The organism is Mycobacterium gordonae, assembly GCF_017086405.1.
GTDB lineage: Bacteria > Actinomycetota > Actinomycetes > Mycobacteriales > Mycobacteriaceae > Mycobacterium > Mycobacterium gordonae_D.
In genome coordinates this window covers 5,858,447-5,878,377 of sequence record NZ_CP070973.1, presented here as the reverse complement: position 1 = coordinate 5,878,377, position 19,931 = coordinate 5,858,447, and the positions used below count along the sequence as shown (strand labels likewise).

The 19,931-nt window shown below is 68.2% G+C and carries 15 protein-coding genes and 1 pseudogene; 10 read left to right on the top strand and 6 right to left on the bottom strand.

Features of this window, described 5'->3' with window-relative positions; all coding sequences use genetic code 11:
* Nucleotides 1-48 precede the first annotated feature (48 nt).
* Both arcA and JX552_RS25105 read left to right on the top strand, forming a co-directional pair.
* Nucleotides 49-1,257, top strand: a complete 1,209-nt coding sequence (gene arcA, locus JX552_RS25110; protein ID WP_205874509.1) for an arginine deiminase — start codon at nucleotides 49-51, stop codon at nucleotides 1,255-1,257.
* A gap of 101 nt (nucleotides 1,258-1,358) precedes the next feature.
* Entirely contained in the window at nucleotides 1,359-2,207 is an 849-nt protein-coding gene (locus JX552_RS25105) for a type IV toxin-antitoxin system AbiEi family antitoxin (protein ID WP_205874508.1), read from the top strand.
* A 149-nt stretch (nucleotides 2,208-2,356) separates the two neighbouring features.
* On the opposite strand, the gene JX552_RS25100 is transcribed toward JX552_RS25105, so the two are convergent.
* Entirely contained in the window at nucleotides 2,357-3,937 is a 1,581-nt protein-coding gene (locus tag JX552_RS25100; RefSeq protein ID WP_205874507.1) for a dolichyl-phosphate-mannose--protein mannosyltransferase, read from the bottom strand.
* A 24-nt stretch (nucleotides 3,938-3,961) separates the two neighbouring features.
* Here JX552_RS25100 and rsmI point away from each other — a divergent pair, with 24 nt between their 5' ends.
* The gene (gene rsmI, locus JX552_RS25095; RefSeq protein ID WP_205874506.1) at nucleotides 3,962-4,831 is read left to right on the top strand and encodes a 16S rRNA (cytidine(1402)-2'-O)-methyltransferase; all 870 of its coding nucleotides are present in this window, start codon (nucleotides 3,962-3,964) and stop codon (nucleotides 4,829-4,831) included.
* Between the two features lie 22 nt (nucleotides 4,832-4,853).
* Here the strand turns inward: rsmI and JX552_RS25090 are convergent, their stop codons facing one another.
* The 5 genes from JX552_RS25090 to JX552_RS25070 form a co-directional block, all read right to left on the bottom strand.
* A complete protein-coding gene (locus JX552_RS25090) occupies nucleotides 4,854-6,212 on the bottom strand; it encodes a hypothetical protein (protein WP_205874505.1) in 1,359 nt (452 codons plus the stop codon).
* A gap of 131 nt (nucleotides 6,213-6,343) precedes the next feature.
* Complete coding sequence (locus JX552_RS25085; protein ID WP_205874504.1) at nucleotides 6,344-7,606, bottom strand: aminodeoxychorismate synthase component I; 1,263 nt, start codon at nucleotides 7,604-7,606, stop codon at nucleotides 6,344-6,346.
* 47 nt (nucleotides 7,607-7,653) lie between these two features.
* Nucleotides 7,654-8,556: an RNA polymerase sigma-70 factor gene (locus tag JX552_RS25080; protein ID WP_205878680.1), complete on the bottom strand. Its 903-nt coding sequence runs from the start codon at nucleotides 8,554-8,556 to the stop codon at nucleotides 7,654-7,656.
* 2 nt (nucleotides 8,557-8,558) lie between these two features.
* Entirely contained in the window at nucleotides 8,559-9,755 is a 1,197-nt protein-coding gene (locus JX552_RS25075; RefSeq protein ID WP_205874503.1) for an NAD(P)/FAD-dependent oxidoreductase, read from the bottom strand.
* A 114-nt stretch (nucleotides 9,756-9,869) separates the two neighbouring features.
* A complete protein-coding gene (locus JX552_RS25070) occupies nucleotides 9,870-10,664 on the bottom strand; it encodes an FkbM family methyltransferase (RefSeq protein WP_205874502.1) in 795 nt (264 codons plus the stop codon).
* 265 nt (nucleotides 10,665-10,929) lie between these two features.
* On the opposite strand from JX552_RS25070, the gene JX552_RS25065 reads away from it, so the two are divergent.
* The 7 genes and pseudogenes from JX552_RS25065 to JX552_RS34295 form a co-directional block, all read left to right on the top strand.
* The gene (locus tag JX552_RS25065) at nucleotides 10,930-12,792 is read left to right on the top strand and encodes a putative bifunctional diguanylate cyclase/phosphodiesterase (protein WP_205878679.1); all 1,863 of its coding nucleotides are present in this window, start codon (nucleotides 10,930-10,932) and stop codon (nucleotides 12,790-12,792) included.
* A 138-nt stretch (nucleotides 12,793-12,930) separates the two neighbouring features.
* Nucleotides 12,931-14,499, top strand: coding sequence for a hypothetical protein (locus JX552_RS25060; protein WP_431195892.1), 1,569 nt, complete (start codon nucleotides 12,931-12,933; stop codon nucleotides 14,497-14,499).
* Nucleotides 14,500-14,636: 137 nt separating this feature from the next.
* On the top strand, nucleotides 14,637-16,139 hold the full coding sequence (locus JX552_RS25055) for a tyrosine-protein kinase domain-containing protein (RefSeq protein WP_205874500.1): 1,503 nt from the start codon (nucleotides 14,637-14,639) through the stop codon (nucleotides 16,137-16,139).
* A 44-nt stretch (nucleotides 16,140-16,183) separates the two neighbouring features.
* Nucleotides 16,184-17,614, top strand: coding sequence for an O-antigen ligase family protein (locus JX552_RS25050; RefSeq protein WP_241010723.1), 1,431 nt, complete (start codon nucleotides 16,184-16,186; stop codon nucleotides 17,612-17,614).
* Nucleotides 17,611-18,687, top strand: coding sequence for a glycosyltransferase family 4 protein (locus tag JX552_RS25045; RefSeq protein ID WP_241010722.1), 1,077 nt, complete (start codon nucleotides 17,611-17,613; stop codon nucleotides 18,685-18,687). The genes JX552_RS25050 and JX552_RS25045 overlap by 4 nt, the downstream gene beginning before the upstream one ends.
* Entirely contained in the window at nucleotides 18,684-19,550 is an 867-nt protein-coding gene (locus JX552_RS25040) for an FkbM family methyltransferase (RefSeq protein ID WP_205874498.1), read from the top strand. Before JX552_RS25045 ends, JX552_RS25040 begins: the two co-directional genes overlap by 4 nt.
* Before the next feature lie 50 nt (nucleotides 19,551-19,600).
* Nucleotides 19,601-19,864: pseudogene (locus JX552_RS34295) on the top strand (DUF222 domain-containing protein); the annotation flags it as partial.
* Between the last annotated feature and the right edge of the window lie 67 nt (nucleotides 19,865-19,931).

Here is a 19,931-nt window from a genome sequence, read left to right as displayed (position 1 = left end):
TCGGCGTGTGACGCGCCGGACACGGACCGCGCGGCTACGGTTTGGGGTGTGGGTGTCGAGCTGGGAGTCAATTCCGAGGTGGGCGCGCTCCGGGTCGCGATTCTGCACCGTCCGGGCGCCGAACTGCGCCGGCTCAACCCGAGCAACAACGACCAGTTGCTGTTCGACGGGCTGCCCTGGGTAGCCCGAGCGCAGGACGAGCATGACCAGTTCGTCGAGTTGTTGCGCAGCCGCGGTGTGGAGGTGCTGTTGCTGTCTGAGCTGCTGGCCGAGGCGCTGCAGCACAGCGGCGCCGCCCGGATGCAGGGTGTCGCAGCAGCCGTTGATGCCAGACGGCTCGGACCTATTCTGGCGCAACAGCTTTCGGAGTATCTGCGGCGTTTGGAGCCGGCCGCCCTGGCGGACGTGCTCACTGCGGGCATGACCTTCGAGGAGCTTCCGGCCAGCACGCGCACCGGGGTGTCGCTGGTACTGCGCATGCATCACGGTGCGGATTTCGTCATCGAGCCGCTGCCGAACCTGGTGTTCACCCGTGACTCGTCGATCTGGATCGGGCCGCGGGTGGTGATCCCGTCGCTGGCTCTGCGCGCGCGTCGGCGGGAGGCGTCGCTGACCGACATCATCTACGCTCACCACCCCCGGTTCACCGGCGTGCGGCGGGCCTACGAGTCGCGTACCGCACCCGTCGAGGGCGGGGATGTGCTGTTGCTGGCGCCGGGCGTGATCGCGGTGGGGGTGGGGGAGCGGACCACGCCAGCGGGAGCAGAAGCGTTGGCGCGCAGCCTCTTCGACGACGACCTCGCCCACACCGTGCTCGCCGTGCCGATCGCCCAGAAGCGTGCGCAGATGCATCTGGACACCGTGTGCACGATGGTCGACACCGACACGATGGTGATGTACGCCAATGTCGTCGACTCACTTTCGGCCTTCACCCTGCGGCGCGTCGAGGCCGGCGTGGCGATCGACGACGCCCAACCGTTCGCGGAGGCGGCCGCCTGCGCGATCGGCGTCGAAAAGCTGCGGGTGGTCGACACGGGGCGCGACCCGGTGATCGCCGAACGTGAACAGTGGGACGACGGCAACAACACCCTCGCGCTGGCACCCGGTGTGGTCGTCGCCTACGAACGCAATGTCGCGACCAACACCAGGCTGCAGGACGCTGGCATTGAGGTGCTCACGATCGCCGGCTCGGAACTGGGCACCGGCCGCGGCGGACCCCGGTGCATGTCCTGCCCGGCCGCCCGGGACTCTAGCTAGCCTTCCGCCGAGATTGCGGTGAGGGTCGTGGATGCGAGCTATCCACAGCCACGACGGCAACCTGGCTGGGCGAAGTCGGGCGTTGGCTGCATCATCGCCGCGTGGCACCGGTATTTCGCGGCAGCGAAGCGCTAGCGAGTGGGGCGCTCACCCGCGGCCAATTGCGTTGGAACTATCGGAAACTCCACCATGACATCTATCTGCCGAAAGACGCATCGGGGTCGCTGCGGAACAATATCCACGCGGCGTGGCTGTGGTCGGGTCGCCAAGGTGTCGTCGCGGGCCGCGCGGCGGCCGCACTGCATGGAGCACGGTGGATTGACGACTTCGCTCCGGTCGAGCTTCTCGGCCGGTTTCACCATCCGCCGCCCGGTGTGATCGTCCGCCGGGAGCGAATCAGTGCCACGGAGGTCACGGGGCTGGCCGGCTTACCCGTGACAACGCCGGTGCGAACGGCGTTCGATCTCGGCCGGCATCTGCCACGCAATATAGCCGTCAGTCACCTCGACGCGCTGTCTGCTGCAACCGGGCTGGTCGAGGCTGACGTGGCGCCGCTGCTTGTCCGCTACACGGGCGCCAGAGGGATCCGCCTGTGTCGAAAAGCGTTGCCCCTGATGGACGGTGGCGCGCAGTCGCCGAGGGAAACCTGGCTGAGGCTCTTACTCGTGGACGGGGGTCTGCCCAGGCCGGTCACCCAGATCGCGGTGCGAAGCGCTGCTGGCGCGGTGTTGGCCCACTTGGATATGGGGTGGGAGGAGCCGATGGTTGCTGTCGAATACGACGGCGACCAGCACCGCACCGACCGGCTGCAGTACGTAAAGGACATCAGGCGTTGGGAGATGGTCGAAGAACTCGGCTGGCGAGTCGTCAGGGTGGTCAAGGAGGACCGCACCAGCCGAATACTGAAGCGGGTCCGCGACGCACTGGCAGCCCGAGGATTGCTGAGTTGAACCGTCGAGGTTGCCGTCACGGTCGCGGTCAGCGATCAACAGCGACCACAACGGCAATCTCGCCGCCAGCGACCCGCTCGCCGCCAGCGACCCGCTCGCCGCCAGCGACCCGCTCGCTGCCAGCGACCCGCTCGCTGCCAGCGACCCGCTCACCGCCAGCTGGGCAGCCAGATCTCCATGTCCCAGGTCTGCTGCGAGATCGGCAGGCCGGTCAGCACCGGGAACAGCCAGGCAAAGTTCGTCACCACCAGCGACACGTAGCAGCACACGAAGATCAGCCCCAGCGTGCGCCGCTCCTTGTTCTGCCGAGGCTGATGCAGGATGTCGCCGAGTATCAGCGCGATAGCCATCACCAAGAACGGCCCCATGGTCGCCGCGTAGAAGAAGTACATCTGCCGGTCGATCTCGGCGAACCAGGGCAACCACCCCGCGCAGTAACCCACCCACACCACCGCGTAGCGCCAATCGCGGCGCACCACCATTCGCCACGTCGTGTAGAGCAGCACCGGGACGGCCAGCCACCACAGGGCTGGGGTGCCGACCAGCATCACTGCTTTGACACAGGATTGGGCCCCGCAGCCCGCGACGTCGTTCTGGTCGATGGCATACAGCACCGGCCGCAGCGACATTGGCCAACTCCACGGCTTGGATTCCCAGGGGTGGTGATTGCCCGCGGAGTTGGTCAGCGTTGCGTGAAAGTGAAATGCCTTGGCGGTGTAGTACCACAGCGAACGGATGGCGTCCGGCAGCGGCAGCACGCTGTCTGGGCCGATGGTCTGGCCCACCTGATGGCGGTCGATCGCCGTCTCCGAGGCGAACCAGCCCGCATAGCTGGCCAGATAGACCCCGAACGGGATCAGCACCAGCGCGTATACCGACGGAACGACGTCACGGCGCAGCGCTCCCAGCCAGGGCCGGGGCACCTGATACTGACGCCGGGCGGCGACGTCGAAAGCCAGCGACATGACGCCGAAGAACGCGATGAAGTACAGGCCGGACCACTTGGTCCCGAACGCCAGGCCGAGCAGCACCCCGGCGCTGAAGCGCCACCAGCGCACGCCCAGCCGCGGACCCCACACCGTCTCGGCGCAGCGGCCCTCCAGGAAGGCATTGTGCATCCGCGCGCGAACCTGGTCCCGGTCGACGATGAGCGCGCCGAAGGCTGCCACCACGAAGAAGGTGAGGAACCCGTCCAGCAACGCCGTGCGCGCCGTGACGAAGCTGACGCCGTCGCAGATCACCAGCACTCCCGCGATGCCGCCGACCAGACTCGACCGGCTGATGCGCCGGACGATCCGGGTCACCAGCACCACCAGCCCCACGCCCAGCAGCGCGCCGGTGAACCGCCAGCCCAAGCCGGTGTAACCGAACAGCGCTTCGCCGGTCGCGATCAGCTGTTTGCCGACGGGCGGATGTACGACCAGGCCGAACCCGGGGTTGTCTTCTATCCAGTGGTTGTGCAGGGTCTGCCAGGCCTGCGGCGCATAATGCTTCTCGTCGAAGACGGGCGTGCCGGAATCGGTCGGCGAACCCAGGTTTAGGAACCGGGTGGCCGTGGCAAGCACGGCGATGACGCCGGTTACGATCCAGCCGCGCAATCGGTCTACCGGGCCGAAATCGGCGACGGGCACCAGGGGAGCGGGGCTGACGACAGGTACGGAGTGCCCCGGGCCGGCCTCCTCGTCAAGGCCGGCCTCGCTGCGGGAGGTTTCTTGGGGCGGGGCGGTCATCACGTCGATCGTAGGCTGTCCGTCATGACCACTGGGCGCCTGTTACTGGCCGCGACGCCGTTGGGCCAGCCTGCGGATGCGTCACCCCGCCTGATCGAAGCGTTGGCCGACGCCGATGTGGTGGCTGCCGAGGACACTCGCCGGGTACGCAACCTGGCCAAGGCCCTCGACGTCGCGATCGGCGGCCGGGTGCTCAGCCTGTTCGACCGGGTCGAGACCGCCCGGGTGGCGACCCTGCTGGATGCCATCGGGTCCGGAGCCACCGTGCTGGTGGTCAGCGATGCCGGCATGCCGATCATCAGCGATCCGGGCTACCGCCTGGTCGCGGCGTGCATCGAGGCGGACCTGCCGGTGCAGTGCCTGCCCGGACCGTCGGCGGTGACGACCGCACTGGTGGTCTCGGGCTTACCGGCTGACAAGTTCTGCTTCGAGGGCTTCGCCCCCCGCAAGGGTTCGGCACGCCGGACCTGGCTGGCCACCTTGGCCGACGAGCGGCGCACCTGTGTGTTCTTCGAATCCCCGCGCCGGCTGGCCGCCTGCCTGCGCGACGCGGTTGAGCAACTCGGCGGTGCCCGTCAGGCCGCGGTTTGCCGGGAGCTGACCAAAGTGCACGAAGAGGTGGTGCGCGGGTCGCTTGACGAGCTGACAGCCTGGGCGGCCGGTGGCGTGCTCGGCGAGGTCACCGTGGTGCTGGCGGGCGCGACGCCTCGCGCCGACCTGTCGACACTGGTGGCCGACCTGGTCGCCGAGGTGGAGAACCTGGTCGCCGGCGGCATCCGCATCAAAGACGCGTGCAGCCACGTGGCCGCCGGCTACCCCGAGGTGCGTTCACGACAGCTCTACGAAGCGGTGCTCAACTCCCGACGCGAGGCGCAGGAGGCGGCCCAGGAGTAGGTCGCAGCCAGCCCTCGGAAGCTCAGAAGCAGGGTCCGCCCGGGATGGGGCACAGCGGCGGGTGCGGGATGGCCGGCAGGGCCGGCAGCGGCGGCGGGGCGGGCAGCGGCGGCAGGCCTTGCGGCAGCGGGGGCAGACCCTGCGGCAGCGCCGTGGGGATACCGGCCGCGGCGGCCATGGCCGGCAGCGCGGCGAGCACCGTGGCCGGGTCCACGCCCGGCAGTGCCGGTGCGCCGCCGAGCAGGGCGGGCAGCGCCGCCGCCAGCATCGCGGGGTTGACGCCCGGGATGCCGCCACCGGTCAATGCGGGCAGTGCCGCCGCCAGCATCGCCGGGTCGATCCCGGGCAGCGGCGGCAGACCCGGAATGCCGGCGGCGATCGCCGGCAGAGCGGCGATCAGCGCCGCCGGGTTCACACCCGGCAGGCTCGGCAGACCTGGGATACCGCCGGCGGCCGCCAGCGCGAGCAGATCGGTCGGCGACACACCCGGCAGGCCCGGCAGGCCCGCGGAGGCCAGGGCCATCAGGCTCGCCGGTGAGATGTCGGGCAGCCCCGGCAGGCTGATGCCGGGCAGGCCACCGGCGGCGGCCAGACCGATCAGACCGGCGGGCGAGATACCCGGCAGGCCCGGAATGCTGAGAGCCGGCAGCCCCGGCAGGCTCAGCGCGGGCAGAGCGGCCGCCGGCAGGGCCGCAGCTGCCGACGGCAGCAGCATCGAGCCGAGCGAGCTGATGGTTCCCTGCGCCGCGGGCAGAATGCCCGAGGACTGCAGAGCGTTGTACGCCAGCACCACATAGGTGACGGCCAGCGCGCTCGTGGACACCACGCTGGCCACGGTGTTGCCGACGCCGAGGACGCCGTTGACGACGGCAGACGCCGCGTTCACTCCGTACGGCACGCCGGCCAGGCCGGCCACACCACCGGCGTAGCCGTAGAGATCCGGCAGGCCCGGGATGCCGACACCGGGCACGCCGCCGATGCCGGGGAGCGCCGCGGCGTTCGGGTCGAAGCCCGGGGGCAGCGCACCGGTGGGTGGCGAGGCAGGGGGGACGGTGTTGTTGGCGCCGGGTAACAGTCCGGGTCCGGCGGGCGACGGGTTGGGAGGTGTGTAGGCGGCAGGCTCGGCGGGCGGCTTGGGCGCCACCGCCGGTGACACTGGCTCTGGCGGCTCGAGTGCTGACGGCGCGCCATTGGGCGCGGTCGCGGCGGGCTTGCCGGTTTGCGGCATGAGCACCGATGCCAGCTTGTCGCACTGCTGACCTGCGCTGCAGGTGCCAGCCCCGGTCGACGTTCGGCTCTGGTTGGAGATCGTCAAGGGCGCAACCGCCAGCGCGCCACCCAACACGGCGGCAGCCGCAGCGCCAACGATTGCAACTCTCATGACAGTCCCTTCCCCACGCCCGCATCCGCGCTCACGAACACGCGTCGATGGCAGCAGCTTATGCGCACCGCGCAGCTCATGTGGCCGATCGGGAAAATCCGCACCTCTCGGTTAATCCGTCGAGACTTTGCTCAGCTAACTCGCGTCGCCGTCACGGACGTCGGCGGCTCGACCACCGGTGCGGCCTTGTGCAGGCACTCCGCCCATTCGGCGTCTGGGTCGGAGTCAGCCGTGATGCCGCCGCCCACGCCGAGCACAGCATTGCCCAGCGGGTCGAACTCGACAGTCCGGATCGCGACGTTGAGCTCGCAACCTGCCACTGGGGAGGCCATTCCGACTGTGCCGCAATATATTCCGCGCCTATTTTGCTCCCACTGCGAAATAAGCTGGCGCGCACGTAGTTTCGGCGTGCCGGTGACCGATGCCGGGGGAAAGGTGGCGTCCAGTAACTGCGACATCGGCAGCTCGGCCGGTACTCGGGCCGATACCGTCGACACCAGATGCCACACTCCGGGTGCGCGCCGCACCACCAACAGTTCCGGAACGTGGACGGATCCCGTAATAGCCACTCGACCAAGGTCATTACGCACTAGGTCGACGATCATGATGTTCTCGGCGACTTCCTTGGGTGAGGCCCTCAGTGCCGACGGCCAGGCATCCAGTGGCAGCGTGCCCTTGATCGGGCTGGACGTCACCACGTCACCTCGGCGGTGTAGGAACAGTTCCGGAGACAGCGACGCCACTGCGCCCCACCGGCCCGCGACGTAGGCCGCTCGGGCCGGGGAGGTTCGGGCGACGCCGTCGATGAAGAAGTCCAGCGGGGATCCGCTGACGTTTCCGGTGAACCGGGTGCACACGCAAGCCTGGTACACCTCGCCGGCCGCGATCGCCTCCAAGCATGCCAGCACACCTTCACGGTGTGCTGAGCGGTCTCCGGTCGTCCACTCGATCTGGCACATTGGTGCCGTTCTGGGGGGCAGCGTCAGTGCCTCGGCCAACCAGTCCGGCAGTCGTGCGCCGGACAGGCTCTCATACCACCATTGCCCGTTGAGATCGCGCCGCAGGACGCAGTCAGTCCAGCCGCCAGCAGCCTCGGGAATCCGGTGCGGCAAACCGTCTGCTCCCGCGTCCGGATAGGACAGGAAGCCGATCCAGCCGCCACCCACCGCTCCCAGCTCGGCCTTTGCCGCGCGGACCGCTTCCTCGGGGGCGCAGAACACCTCACCGGCAGCAATCCGCTGCACCGACACGCTGGGGGCGATGACGGCCGACGCGCCGAACCACTCACCGGTCAGTGCCGCCGGCGGAGGCAGGCCGAGCCGGCCGGTGGCGCGGCCGACGGCGCGCAGCACCTGCGGCGCACCACCCAGATCGCCGAGCCGGTCGATTCGCACCGACCTAGCTTGACAGAACCATGGATCGTCGCACGCCAGGGCCGAGGTCAGCGGCGGCTGATCTGCCGCGTGTTACCCAGCGCCACGAGCTTGTCGGGGTTGCGCATCGCGTAGAAGTTGGTGATCTTGTCGTCGACAATCTCGACGGTGATCACGCCTTCCATGCGGCCGGCCAGGTAGAACACCACGGCTGGCGCGCTGTTGCAGGTCACCGTCTCGATGTGTAACTGGGCGTGCGTCTTGCGCAGGAGGCCGACGATAGCCTTGGCGACCTTGTCCGCACCCACCACCGGCTTGCGCGCCGCGCTGACCTTGCCGCCCCCGTCGGCCATCCACACGGCGTCCGGGGCCAGCATGCCCACCAGCGCCTCGACGTCGCCGTTGGCCGCCGTGGCCAGGAACTGCGCGGTGATCTCCGCGTTGCGCCGGGAGTCCACCGAACCGAATCGCTTGCGCCGTGCGTGCACGTGTTCGCGTGCCCGGTGTGCGACCTGGCGCACGGTCGCCGCCGGCTTGCCCACTGCGTCCGCGATTTCGCTGTAGTCGAACCCGAAAACTTCCCGCAGCACGAACACCGCCCGCTCGTCCGGGGTCAGCGCTTCGAGCAGGATCAACATGGCCATCGACACCGACTCGGCCAATACCACGTCGGCCGAGGCGTCCTGGTCTTTGAGCAGCAGCGGCTCGGGCAGCCAGGGCCCGACGTACTCCTCGCGGCGGCGCGCCTGGGCCCGCAGCGCGTTGAGCGCCTGCCGGGTGACCAGCCGGGCGAGGTAGGACTTAGTGTCCCGCACGTCCGACAGCTCGACTTCGGCCCAGCGCAGGTAGCTGTCCTGCAGTACGTCGTCGGCTTCGGTGGCCGAGCCGAGGATCTCGTAGGCAATGGTGAACAACAGCGGGCGCAGCAGGGTGAAGCGCTCCGCATGCCCGCCGTCGTTCGATGACGCCACGCTCACCGCAGCACGGTCTGCTGGTCGGCAGGCAGCTGCGCCGGCCGGCTGCCGCCCTTGAGCCAGCGGTACCAGCCGGGCTTCGCCGCCTCCTTGCGCAGGCCCCACAGGGTGCCCTTGCAGACCAACTCCTTGATCGACGCCGCCGTGCGGCCGCCGATGTACAGGTTCACTGGGGTGTCGTCTTTGCGGGCCAGCTGGATGGTGCCGAAAGTGCGGCCGACACTGATGCACTGCCCGGTGAACGCCTGGTCGAGCACCGCCGGAGCGGTCCCGGCGATCCGGGACAACACCGTGTTGGCGGCCTGGGCGGCCAGTGGAATGGCAGCCTGGCAGCTCATTCGCAACGGCTGGTTGGAGGGTGCGGCGGCATCGCCGGCGGCGACGATGTGCTCGTCGCTGACGCTGGTCAACGTCTCGTCGGTGAGCAGCCGGCCCAGCGAATCGGTGCGCAGCCCACTGCGGACGGCCAGATCCGGAACGCCGAAGCCGGCCGTCCACACTGTCACCGCGCTCGGCAGCATTGTGCCGTCGCCGAGCACCACCGAATCCCAGCGGACCTCGGTGACGGCCGCGGATTCGAGCACGTTCACGCCGAGCTTGCGCAGTTGCCTGGCCACCGAACGCCGGCCCGGTCGGCTCAGCGACGGGCCCAGAATGCCACCACACACCAGGGTCACCGCGCGGCCCTGTTCACCGAGTTCGCCGGCGGCTTCGATGCCGGTCAAGCCGGCTCCGACGACGGTTACCGGGGCGTCGTCGCGCAGATCGGCCAATGCGTAACGCAGCTTCTGCGCGCCTTCCAGCTCGGACAGCACGTGCGCGTACTCCGTCGCGCCCGGCACCGCGACCGGTGCGGCACCGGTGCTGCCGATCGCGTAGATCAGATAGTCGTAATCCAGCTCGGCACCCGAGGCCAGTAGCACCCGCTGGGCGGCGGCGTCGATGTGGTCGGCGGTGTCGACGACCAGCCGGACGCCTTCGCCCAACAGCGCGCCGTAGTCCGCGGTGGCGGTTCCGGTGCCGGCGGCCAGCTGGTGCAGCCGGATCCGCTCGACGAACTGCGGGCGCGGATTGACCAGGGTGATGTCGACGTCGGTCCGCAGCCGGAGGTGGTTGGCCGCCATCGTCCCGGCGTACCCGCCGCCCAGCACGACGACGTGCGCCTTCCGGTTGTTTGAGTTCGACTGTTCAGACATCGTTGTCTCCTTCTCGGTGTTCGGTTACACCTTTCAGACACCGTCGACCGGCGATCCGTGACAGAAGAAGCCGAAATTGTGAGCTGTCTCACGGCTTGACGGCGTCAAGCCCGCTCAGGCGTCCGCCGGCTCGAAGACGAAGTTGTTGACGTACACCCCGCGCGGCGCCCAGTCGTCTTCGGCTCCGCCGATGTGGGCGGGATTCTGGTGGGTGGCGGCGTCGAACTCCTCGATGGGCCGGCGCTGGTCCTCGAGCCAGAAGTACCCGCGGAAACCGAGCCCGGTCAGCAGCGCGGTGATGTCGGCGACGGCGTTGGCGTGATGGCGTTCCTCGGCCTCCACCACGATGGTCGGCCGGTTGCGCCGCAGCGTGTTCACCGCGCCGCGAAGGACGGCGAGCTCGTGGCCCTCGACGTCGATCTTGACCAGGCCCACGTCGTCCAGGCGCAGATCGTCCAGGCGCTTCACTGGAACCTCAATGGTCGCGACCGGGCCGCCGACCGCGGTGTCCAGGACATTCTCGTCATCTATGGTGCTGCGGCCGGGATCGGATTCCACCACCCGCATCGCCGTGGCTCCGGGCTGGTCGGACAGGGCCACCGCTTCGATGCGCACCGCCGCCCCGGCGGCGGCGAACATCAGCGCCAGGTCGCGGGCTTGTGCCGGCCGGGGTTCGAACGCGATCACCGAGCGCGACGAGGACAGCATCGCGATCGCGAACTCGCCGACATCGGCTCCGATATCCAGGGACACTCGTTCGGGGTCGCACAGCGAGGTCACCAGCGCCACATCCGGACGGGACTCGCCCAGCCGCTGCAGAATCTTGAATTTGCGCTTCCAGAACATGTGCGGCGCGACGGTCTTGGCCGCCGGCGCGAGCAACCGTTTGGCCGATCGTGCGACAGACATCTGCCTGACCCTAGTCGAGCCCGCACGCGTAGTCCGAGGCGACCACGCAGGTCAGCCGACTTTCCGCCGGGGCAGCGGAGGGCTTGCATGCTAGTCTCTGTTAACCAGGAAATCCATCCGTGACCTGCGGCGGTCCGGGTAAGCGGCCACCTCGATGCGCATCGCCGGGCATCGATGACCGGCGGGCCCGAATACGGTCCGCCGAACGGGTTGGTCACCCATAATTGACGCAGCCGTAGGCATGTGCACAACATCGGAGGTCTCGTTGCCGCGCAGCTTGGACCTCGTCGTCACCTCGGTGGCTACTCAGCTCATGGAGGCGACCGCGTCCACCGCTACGCAGGTGAGTGAGCGGGTGCTCGCTCAACTGGTGGAGCAATTCGACGTGGACGCGAGTTTCCTGCGCCACCACGACCACGACATCCGTGCCTCGGTCCTGGTGGCCGAATGGCCGCCGCGCGACAACGTCCCGGATCCCGACCCGCAGGCGGTCGTCCACTTCACCAGCGCCGACCCGGTGCTTGCCCAATGTGAGCACGGCCGCAAGCCGGTGGTGATCCGGCCCGACCAGAGCAACCGGTCGCTGCGGTGGGTAGGGGGCGCCAAACAGACCGCGTCGCCATCCGTGGCGGCCGCGCCGCTGGTGTCGGGCGAGATGACGACAGGCGTGCTGGGTTTCGTCAAGTTCGGCGCACGCAGGTGGAAACAGGAAGAGATCAACACCCTCGAGGCCGTCGCGGCGCTGTTCGCCCAACTGCAGGCCCGGATCGCCGCTGAAGAGAAGCTGCGATATCTAGCCGAGCACGACGACCTGACCGGGTTGTACAACCGCCGGGCGCTGGTCGCCCACCTGTCCGACCGCCTGGCGGCCGGCAACCCCGGGCCCGTCGCGGTGCTCTACATGGACCTCGACCGGCTCAAGTCCATCAACGACTACCTCGGCCACACCGCGGGCGACTGGTTCATCCGGGTGTTCGCCCAGCGCCTGCGGGTGTGTGCCGGCAGCCAGAGCATGATCGCGCGACTCGGTGGCGACGAGTTCGTCGTCATTCCGGACCAGACGATGTCGAGTGCGGCGGCCGAATCGTTCGCCCGTCGCCTGGGCACGATGCTGCGTGAGCGCCTGGCCATCGGGGGCCACCAGATCACCCGCACGGTCAGCATCGGGCTGGCCGTGGGCATGCCCGGCCGGGACAACAGCACCGATCTGTTGCGCCGCGCAGACGAAGCGGTGCTGACCGCCAAGCGCGCCGGCGGAAACCAGGTGGCCCTGTCCACCGACGACATGTCGCTCAAGAGCGCGTTCCGCAACGACATCGAGCTGCACCTGCAGGGCGACATCGACAGCGAAGCGCTGCTGCTGCACTACCTGCCCGAGGTCGACCTGTGGACCGGCGCGATCGTGGCCGCCGAGGCGCTGGTCCGGTGGCGGCACCCGATCTGGGGTTTGCTGCTGCCCGACTCGTTCATCGGGGTCGCCGAGTCGACCAACCTCGCCGGTGAACTCGGCCGCTGGGTGATGCGCAGCGCCTGCGCGGAGTTCAGCCGGTGGCGGTCCAACGGCGTTGGGCAGAGCGCGGTGCTGCGCATCAATGTGTCACCCGTGCAGCTGATCACCCGCGGCTTCGTCCGTAGCGTGGCCGACACGATCGAGGAATTCGGAATCGACGGCGGCTCGGTCTGCCTCGAGATCACCGAGCGTGCGGTGGTCCACGACATCGAAGCCACCCGCAAGACCCTCTCGGAGCTCAAAGAGGTCGGGGTGCAGATCGCCATCGACGACTTCGGCACCGGCTACGCGGTGTTGTCGCACCTGAAGTCCCTTCCCGTCGACATGCTCAAAATCGACACCGGGTTTGTTCGCGATCTGGGCACCAACGCCGGTGACCTGGCCATCGTGCGCGCGATCATCGGTCTGGCCGAGGCGTTCGGCCTGCAATTGGTGGCCGAGGGCGTCGAGACCCCTGCCGCCGCATTGACTTTGATGCAACATGGTTGTCACCGGGCGCAGGGATTCTTGTTGTCCCGCCCCGTTCCGGGCAACGCCATGGAGGCGTTGCTGGCCGCTCGCTGGATGCCGATGCCGTTCCTCGCCGACCGTGAGGCGCTGACGCTCGGCGCAATCTAGCTCACGCAGAGATTGGTTCGAACAATTAGGAAAATCACTCTTGTCGCTGTCGCCTGCGTAACTGTCCTCGTCGCCGGCACCGCGCTGTTGATCGGCGCCTGCGGTCGCTCACACACCGATCCCGGCCCGCTGGCCGCAATGGTGAGTCCCGCCATCCCGCCGGCCGCCCAGGAGATATCCAACCCGCTGCGCGGGCAGTACGAGGACCTGCTGGAGCCGCTCTTCCCGCAGGGTGAGCCGGCCCAGCAGCGCTACCCGGCCTGGCCCGCGTCCTATGACGCGAGCCTGCGGGTCACCTGGCGGCAGTTGCAGCCGATCGACCCGGCGACACTTCCCCCGGACGCGCCCGACGACCGCAGGTTCGACTTCAGCGTCATCGACGACGCGCTGAACAAGCTCGCCGAGCGCCGGATGCGGCTGACACTGCGGGTGCAGTCGTACAACTCGTGCTGCAACGCCACCTACCCGAACAACACCAACATCGAGATCCCCGACTGGGAACGGGCCAAAACCGGCACCAGCACCAGCTATCCCGGTACGGGCAACGGGCCGGTGCAAGTGGTGCCGAACTTCAACGACCCCACCTACCTCAACGACTTCGCCCAGTTGCTGGCCGCCCTGGGGCGCCGCTACGACAACGACGAGCGGCTCAGCGTCTTCGAGTTCTCCGGATACGGGGACTTCAGCGAAAATCACGTCGCCTACCTGCGTGATTCGCTGAATGCGGCGGGGCCCAGCCCCGACCAGAGTGAGGCGGCGCTGGGCTATTACAGCCAGTTCCGCGACCAGAACATCACCAAGGCCTCGATCCAGCAGTTGGTCGCAGCGAACGTCAACGCCTTCCCCCACACGCAGGTGGTGGCCACTCCCAACAACCCCGAGATCATGCGCCAACTGCTGGCCGACGACGTCACCAAGAAACTGGTGGCGCCGGTCGGGGTCCGGTCGGACTGTCTGGGCGTCTACGCACCACTGCCGGTCTGGGCGGAGTCGGGGCACTACGTGCAGACCTCCGACCCGTTGGTCGGCGCGCTGAAGGACCGCCTGGGCAAGGCGCCCGTGATCACCGAGTGGTGCCAGCTCCCCGACGGGACCACCCCGCAGTCCTACTACGACAAGGGCCTGCACGACGTGATCCGCTACCACGTCTCGATGACGTCGAGCGTCAACTTCCCGGATCAGGACGCCACCTCGCCGATGGATCCCAAGCTGTACGTGCTCTGGGCGCAGGCCAACGCCGTCGCAGGCTACCGCTACTCGGTGGAAGCCCGGGCGGGGTCGCAATCGCTGCAGGATCAGGTGGCGTCCATCTCCGTCACGTGGACGAACTACGGCGCCGCGGCGGCCACCGAGAAGTGGGTGCCGGGCTACCGGCTGGTCGACTTCGCCGGGAAGACGATTCGGACCCTGCCCGCCACCGTCGACCTGCGCGGCCTGGTGCCCGATTCGTCGGGCGACCGCAGCATCGATCAGCCGCCGCCCGCGTCGGCCACTGAGTCCGTGCACATCGACCTCAAAGGCCTGGCGCCGGGTCACTACACGCTGCGTGCGGCGGTCGAGTGGCAACAGCACAAGCCGAACGGTTCGCATGCGGTGAACTACCCACCCATGCAGCTGGCCCGCGATGGCCGGGACGACTCCGGTTTCTACCCGGTGGCCACGCTCGACGTGCCGCGTGACGTGCTGGCGGGCAACCCGAAAGCGTGACGCCGGCCGACTGGCCATACCGATAGACTGGTCACAGTTTGTTTATCGTACCAAAAGTAGGTAAATTAGCTGTGGGGGGACAAACTGTGCTCCCCGCTCGGTGAGGTGATCGCGCGGTAGCCCCAGAGAGGCATCAGATGGATTTCCGAACGTTCGTCCGGACCCTTTTGCTGCACTGGAAGCTCTTCCTGGGTGCCGTACTGGCCTGCTTGGCCGGCGCGGCGGCGATCACGGCGTTCCAGACCAAGAGCTACGAATCCTCAGCGACGGTACTGATCTCGTTCTCCGGTGAGACCGACCTCATGCAGGTCTACCAGGGCACCCAGGCCGCCCAGGAGCGGTTGTCGTCGTATGCGGCGATCGCCGGCGGTCATGCCGTGGCGGACAAGGCCGTCGCCCAATTTCACCTGCCGGTCAGTGCCGACCAGCTGGCTAGTCAGACCAAGGTGGCATTCACCCCGAAGACAACGCTGTTCACCATCACGGTCACCGACACCGATCCACAGCGCGCCGCGACCCTGGCCAAAGCCGTGGCCGACGAGTTCACCATGATGGTCGGCTCACTCGGGGGCACCCCGAAGCCGACCGGCACCCCTGCCACGACCACGGCGCCGACCGTGCCCGCCTCGGCAGCCCCCGTCGCCGACGGGGAGCAACCGTCAACCCAACCCAGCGAGACACCGGTGGCGTCGACGACGTCCTCGCAAACGACGCAGAGCCCTGCTTCAGGCACCCCGTTGCCGGTGGCAAGGGCGACGGTTATCGAGCAGCCCGGCGTGCCCGACAAGCCGGTCAAGCCGGTACCGGTGCGCAACATGGCGATGGGTCTGGTGGCCGGGCTGCTGCTGGGCACCGGCGTAGCGCTGACCCGCGAGGCCGCAGATCGCACCGTGCGCGACCGCGCGAAGGCGGAAACCCTCTCCGGGCTGCCGACCCTGGCCGAGCTGCCCGGGCACCGCGGCAGCGCGCCGCGATTCGGCACCGACATCTCCTTTGACGACGCCGTGCGCGGCTTGCGGGCCCGGCTGCTGCGGGCGATGGGGCCGGGAACCAACCGGGTGCTGCTGACCGCGCCGTTCGGCGGCGAGGGCACCACGACGACTGCGATCAACCTGTCCCGCGCCTTCGCCGAACTCGGCGAAGACGTGCTGCTGATCGAAGGTGACACCCGCCGGCCGGTGATCGCCGGATTGCTGAAAGTCGAATCGGGCGAGGGCTTGTCGAACGCGTTGTCCAATCCCGAGATCGCCACCGAAGCCACCAAACCGACCTCGATTCCCAAGCTGTTCGTCCTTGCCGCCCGGTCGATCCGCAAGGAGACGCTGCCGACCAGCGCCTATCTCCCCGAGGTGCTGGACAGGGTATTGGCCGACGTGGCAAAGACTTTCGAGCGAACCGTCGTCGACGGACCGCCGGTGCTGGCCAGCGCAGACTCCGGCCTGCTCGGCGGCGCGGTCGACGCCACGGTGTTGGTGCTGCGGGCCGGACGCACGACCGAGGACGAGCTCGCGGACGCGTTGACCGCGCTGCGGGCGGCCGGGGCCAATGTGGTGGGCACGGTGCTGACCGACGCCCGGATAGCCCGGCACACCAGGGCTGCAACGAAGACGTACCGCGCCAAGGTCAGTGGCCCGACGTGATCCTCTATCTGCGGAGTCGTCACCGGCTGGCCATGGGCGCAGTCATGTTGGCAATCTTCGCGATTGGGTGCTTCGGCTACGGCGCGTTGTCGGTCCGCAACACCACGCAGGGCATCCTGCTGGTCGGTCTGACGTTCTTCCTGATCGTCTACTGGGCCAAACCGGAACTGATGATCGGTCTGGCGCTGTTTCTGGGATGCGCGGCGCTGCCCCAGGGACTGCATGTGGGCAAAGTGATCGGCCCGGTGTCGATTTACGCCTCGCACGTGGTGCTGGTGTTGGCCATCTGCTTCGTCCTGCCTGTGGTGCGGCTGCGCATGTCCGACTACCTGCTCCCGGGCATGTTCGGGCTGTTCGTGATTTATTCTGCCGCGGTTGGCTTTTCGATGGGACACACCCCCGCGATCGTGGTGCGGGAAACGACGTTCCTGTTGGAGATGCTGGCCGGGTTCGTGTTGGCGCTGGTGGTCGTGTACGGCGACTACCTCATGCTGTCGATGCGCGCGATCGCATTCACGCTGTGGTTCTCGGCTGGGATGGCCGTCCTGGGTTCCTCCGGTGGCATCCGGCTGGCCGGCCGCACCGAAAGCCTGCAGATGGACACCGGTGACGACGCCAACCGGATCATCACCTCCGCCCTGATACCTGCCATCGCCGTGCTGACCGCGTTGGTCGCCGCGCAGATCCTCGGCCGGGTCAAGCCCGCCACCTACCTGCTGCTGGGTCCGCCCGCGTTGGTGGTGGCGGTGCTGGCGTTCACCCGCAACACCCTCATCTCGGTCGGGGTTGCCGCGGTGGTGGCGTTCTTCGCCAGCATGGGCTGGTCGTCGGTGCGCCGGGCGGCCAGGCTGGCGATCACCGCGGTGGGCATTCTGGCGGTGACTATCCCCGGTGCGTTGTTCCTGCTGGGCGACTCGTCGGCCGGGGTGTGGCTGGCCAATCAGATCACCGGATTCAGTCACCGGGTGCTCGGCAGATCCTCCGGCGCGGCGCTCACCCAGGATCCCTCGACGCTGGCCAGATTCGAGGAGGACCGGCACCTCAACGAGGCGATCGCACAGGCGCCGCTGTTCGGGCACGGGCTGGGTTACGCCTACCAGCTGCCCTTCGGTGGGGACGATCCGACCGAATTCACCCAGTCGCTGGGCACCACGTACGCCCACAACTTCTACCTCTGGTGGCTGGCCAAGTCCGGCGCAGTCGGGATGGCCGGTTTCGCGGTGTTCGCGTTGACACCGCTGGTGCGGGCGCTGCGCAGCGCGTCGGTGCCGGCCAAGATCAGCGCGGCAGTGAGCATGGGGCTGATGGTGATGTGCATCATCGACCCGCTGCCGGAGGAGCCGACCAACGCGATGACGCTCGGCATCACACTGGGAGGTGCGATGGCGTTCGCCATGCGGGGACACCGCGATGACGGCACGACATCCGCTGAACTCGCCGACGAAGCAGATGAGCTCGCGGAGGTGGCGCGGTGACCCGGGTGCTGCTGGTGGGCCCGGCGCCTGCCCAGGCGGCCAGCCGTGGCGGCATGGCGACCGTCATCACCCTGATGGCCGCCCACCCCGATGTGCGCGTGACCACGGTGCCGACGTATATCGAAGGGCCGCTGTGGTTTCGGCTCTGGACGGGCGGATCGGGGATGTTGCGGGCCGCCTGGCTGGTGGCCCGCCGGCGGGTCGACGTGCTGCACGTGCACCTGGCGCACGGCGGCAGCGTGGTGCGCAAGGCGCTGCCCCTGGCCGTGGCTCGGTGGGTGCAGGTGCCGGCCGTGGTGCATGCGCACAGTTACGATTTCGCCGGCTGGTTCGACAAATTGCCTGCTGCGGCTAAGGGTTTGGTTCGGCGCCTGCTGGTGGCCGATCAGTGGCTGGTGCTCGGTACCCGCCACGTCGAGGAGTACGCCGGCCGACTGCGGCTGCCGGCCGGGCGGATCAGTGTGCTCAACAACGCGGTTCCGATTCCGGATCACCCGGTGGAGCACTCAAATGCGCCGCTGGTGCATGCGGTTTCGCTCGGCCGCTTGGGCGTGCGTAAGGGCAGCTATGACCTGATCCGCGCCGTCGCCGCGCTGGACGGCGAGGTGCGCGCCCGGTTCAGGGTGACGTTGGCCGGCGATGGGGAAGTGGACGAGGTGCGTGCGGCGGTTGCCACCGCCGGTCTGGGTGAAACCATCGCCGTCGCGGGCTGGTTGGATCCGCGCCAACGTGACGAATTGCTTTGCAGTGCACATATTTTCGTACTACCCAGCCACGACGAGGGACTGCCTGTGGCGTTACTCGAAGCGATGGCCTACGGGCTTGCGCCGGTGACTACTTCGGTGGGCAGCATCCCCGAGGCGATCACCGACCGGGTCACCGGCTTGGTGGTGGCACCCGGCCGTCCCGAGCAACTCGCCCATGCGCTGAACGAACTGCTCAAAGATTCCGACCTGCGAGCCAGTCTGGGCGAGGCCGCCCGTAGCCGCGCCGGCGACTTCGGGCTGGACCGGTGGTATCAGCGGCTGACGCAGCTGTGGACCGATCTCGACGGAAAGGCGGTTCAACGATGAAGGTTGCTCTGCTGCAGAGCGAAGCGGCCAACTGGGCGGCGCGGTATGTGACGGTGCGCAATGTCGGCCGGCTGCTGGGTCGCTCGGCGATGACGGCCGCCACCGAGGCGCTCTGGCGCCGGCGATTGACCCAGGACCCGGCCATGACGGTGGCGGATCATTTCACTGCCCGCGGCGCGACCGTCGTCGACGTCGGGGCAAGCTGGGGCCTGTTCACCTATCACCTGGCCCGCCGCGTCGGAAAGGCCGGACAGCTCTACAGCTTTGAACCCCATCCCGACAACGCGCCGATGCTGCGCAAGCTCGACCGGGCGCGACCTCAAGTGCACTTCAGCCAGGCCGCGGTGTCCGATGAGACCGGCACCGCCCAGTTGCTGGTGCCCGAACACCACCATCGGCAGGTGACGGCGCAGGGGAGTCTGGCACATGGGTTCGACGGGCAGGGTGTGGACGTTCGCAAGATCGAGGTGCCGCTGCTGCGCTTGGACGACGTCCTCGAGAATGTCGATGTCGACTTCGTGAAGATCGACGTCGAAGGGCATGAGATGTCGGTGCTCCGTGGCGGCGCCAAGATGCTCCGGCGTTGCCGCCCTGCGATTTTGATCGAGATCGAGCAGCGCCATCTCTCGGTGCCGATCGATGATGTGTTCGGTCAGATCCGGGATCTCGGATATCACCTGTTCTACCTGACCGAGTCGGCGTTGCGGCCTATTGCCCAATTCGACGTTGCGCGCGACCAGATGGACTTCCTCGATGCGGGGGCGGGTTCTGGGGAGTTCCATCCCTTCGCGATGCCGCAGGGTTACGTGCACGACTTCGTCGCGGTGCGGTCCCCGGAGTTGGTGTCCGGGTTCTGCGGCTGAGGGATCTGCGGCGGTGCTCGGTTACCGTTGCCCCGCAATAGAATTGAGGTATGAGTTGCAGCACGCGTGACGACTGGGCGGAGGCGTTGGATGCGCTTCGCGGGTCGGTGTCGCGGTTGTTGGAACTAGGTGCGGACCTGTTGACCAGCCCGGAGTTGATGACGACGCTCGGTGAACTGGAAGTGCGGTGCCGGCGCCTGCCGGTGGTCGGACACACGTTGATCAATCAGCTTGCCGCGCAGACCACTTCAGCCGAGCTGGGTGGCACGCTGGGCCACGCGCTCGCCGACCGGCTGCGGATCGACAAGGACGACGCGGACCGCCGTATCGCCGACGCCGCCGACTTAGGCCCGCGCCGCGCGCCGACCGGAGAACCCTTGG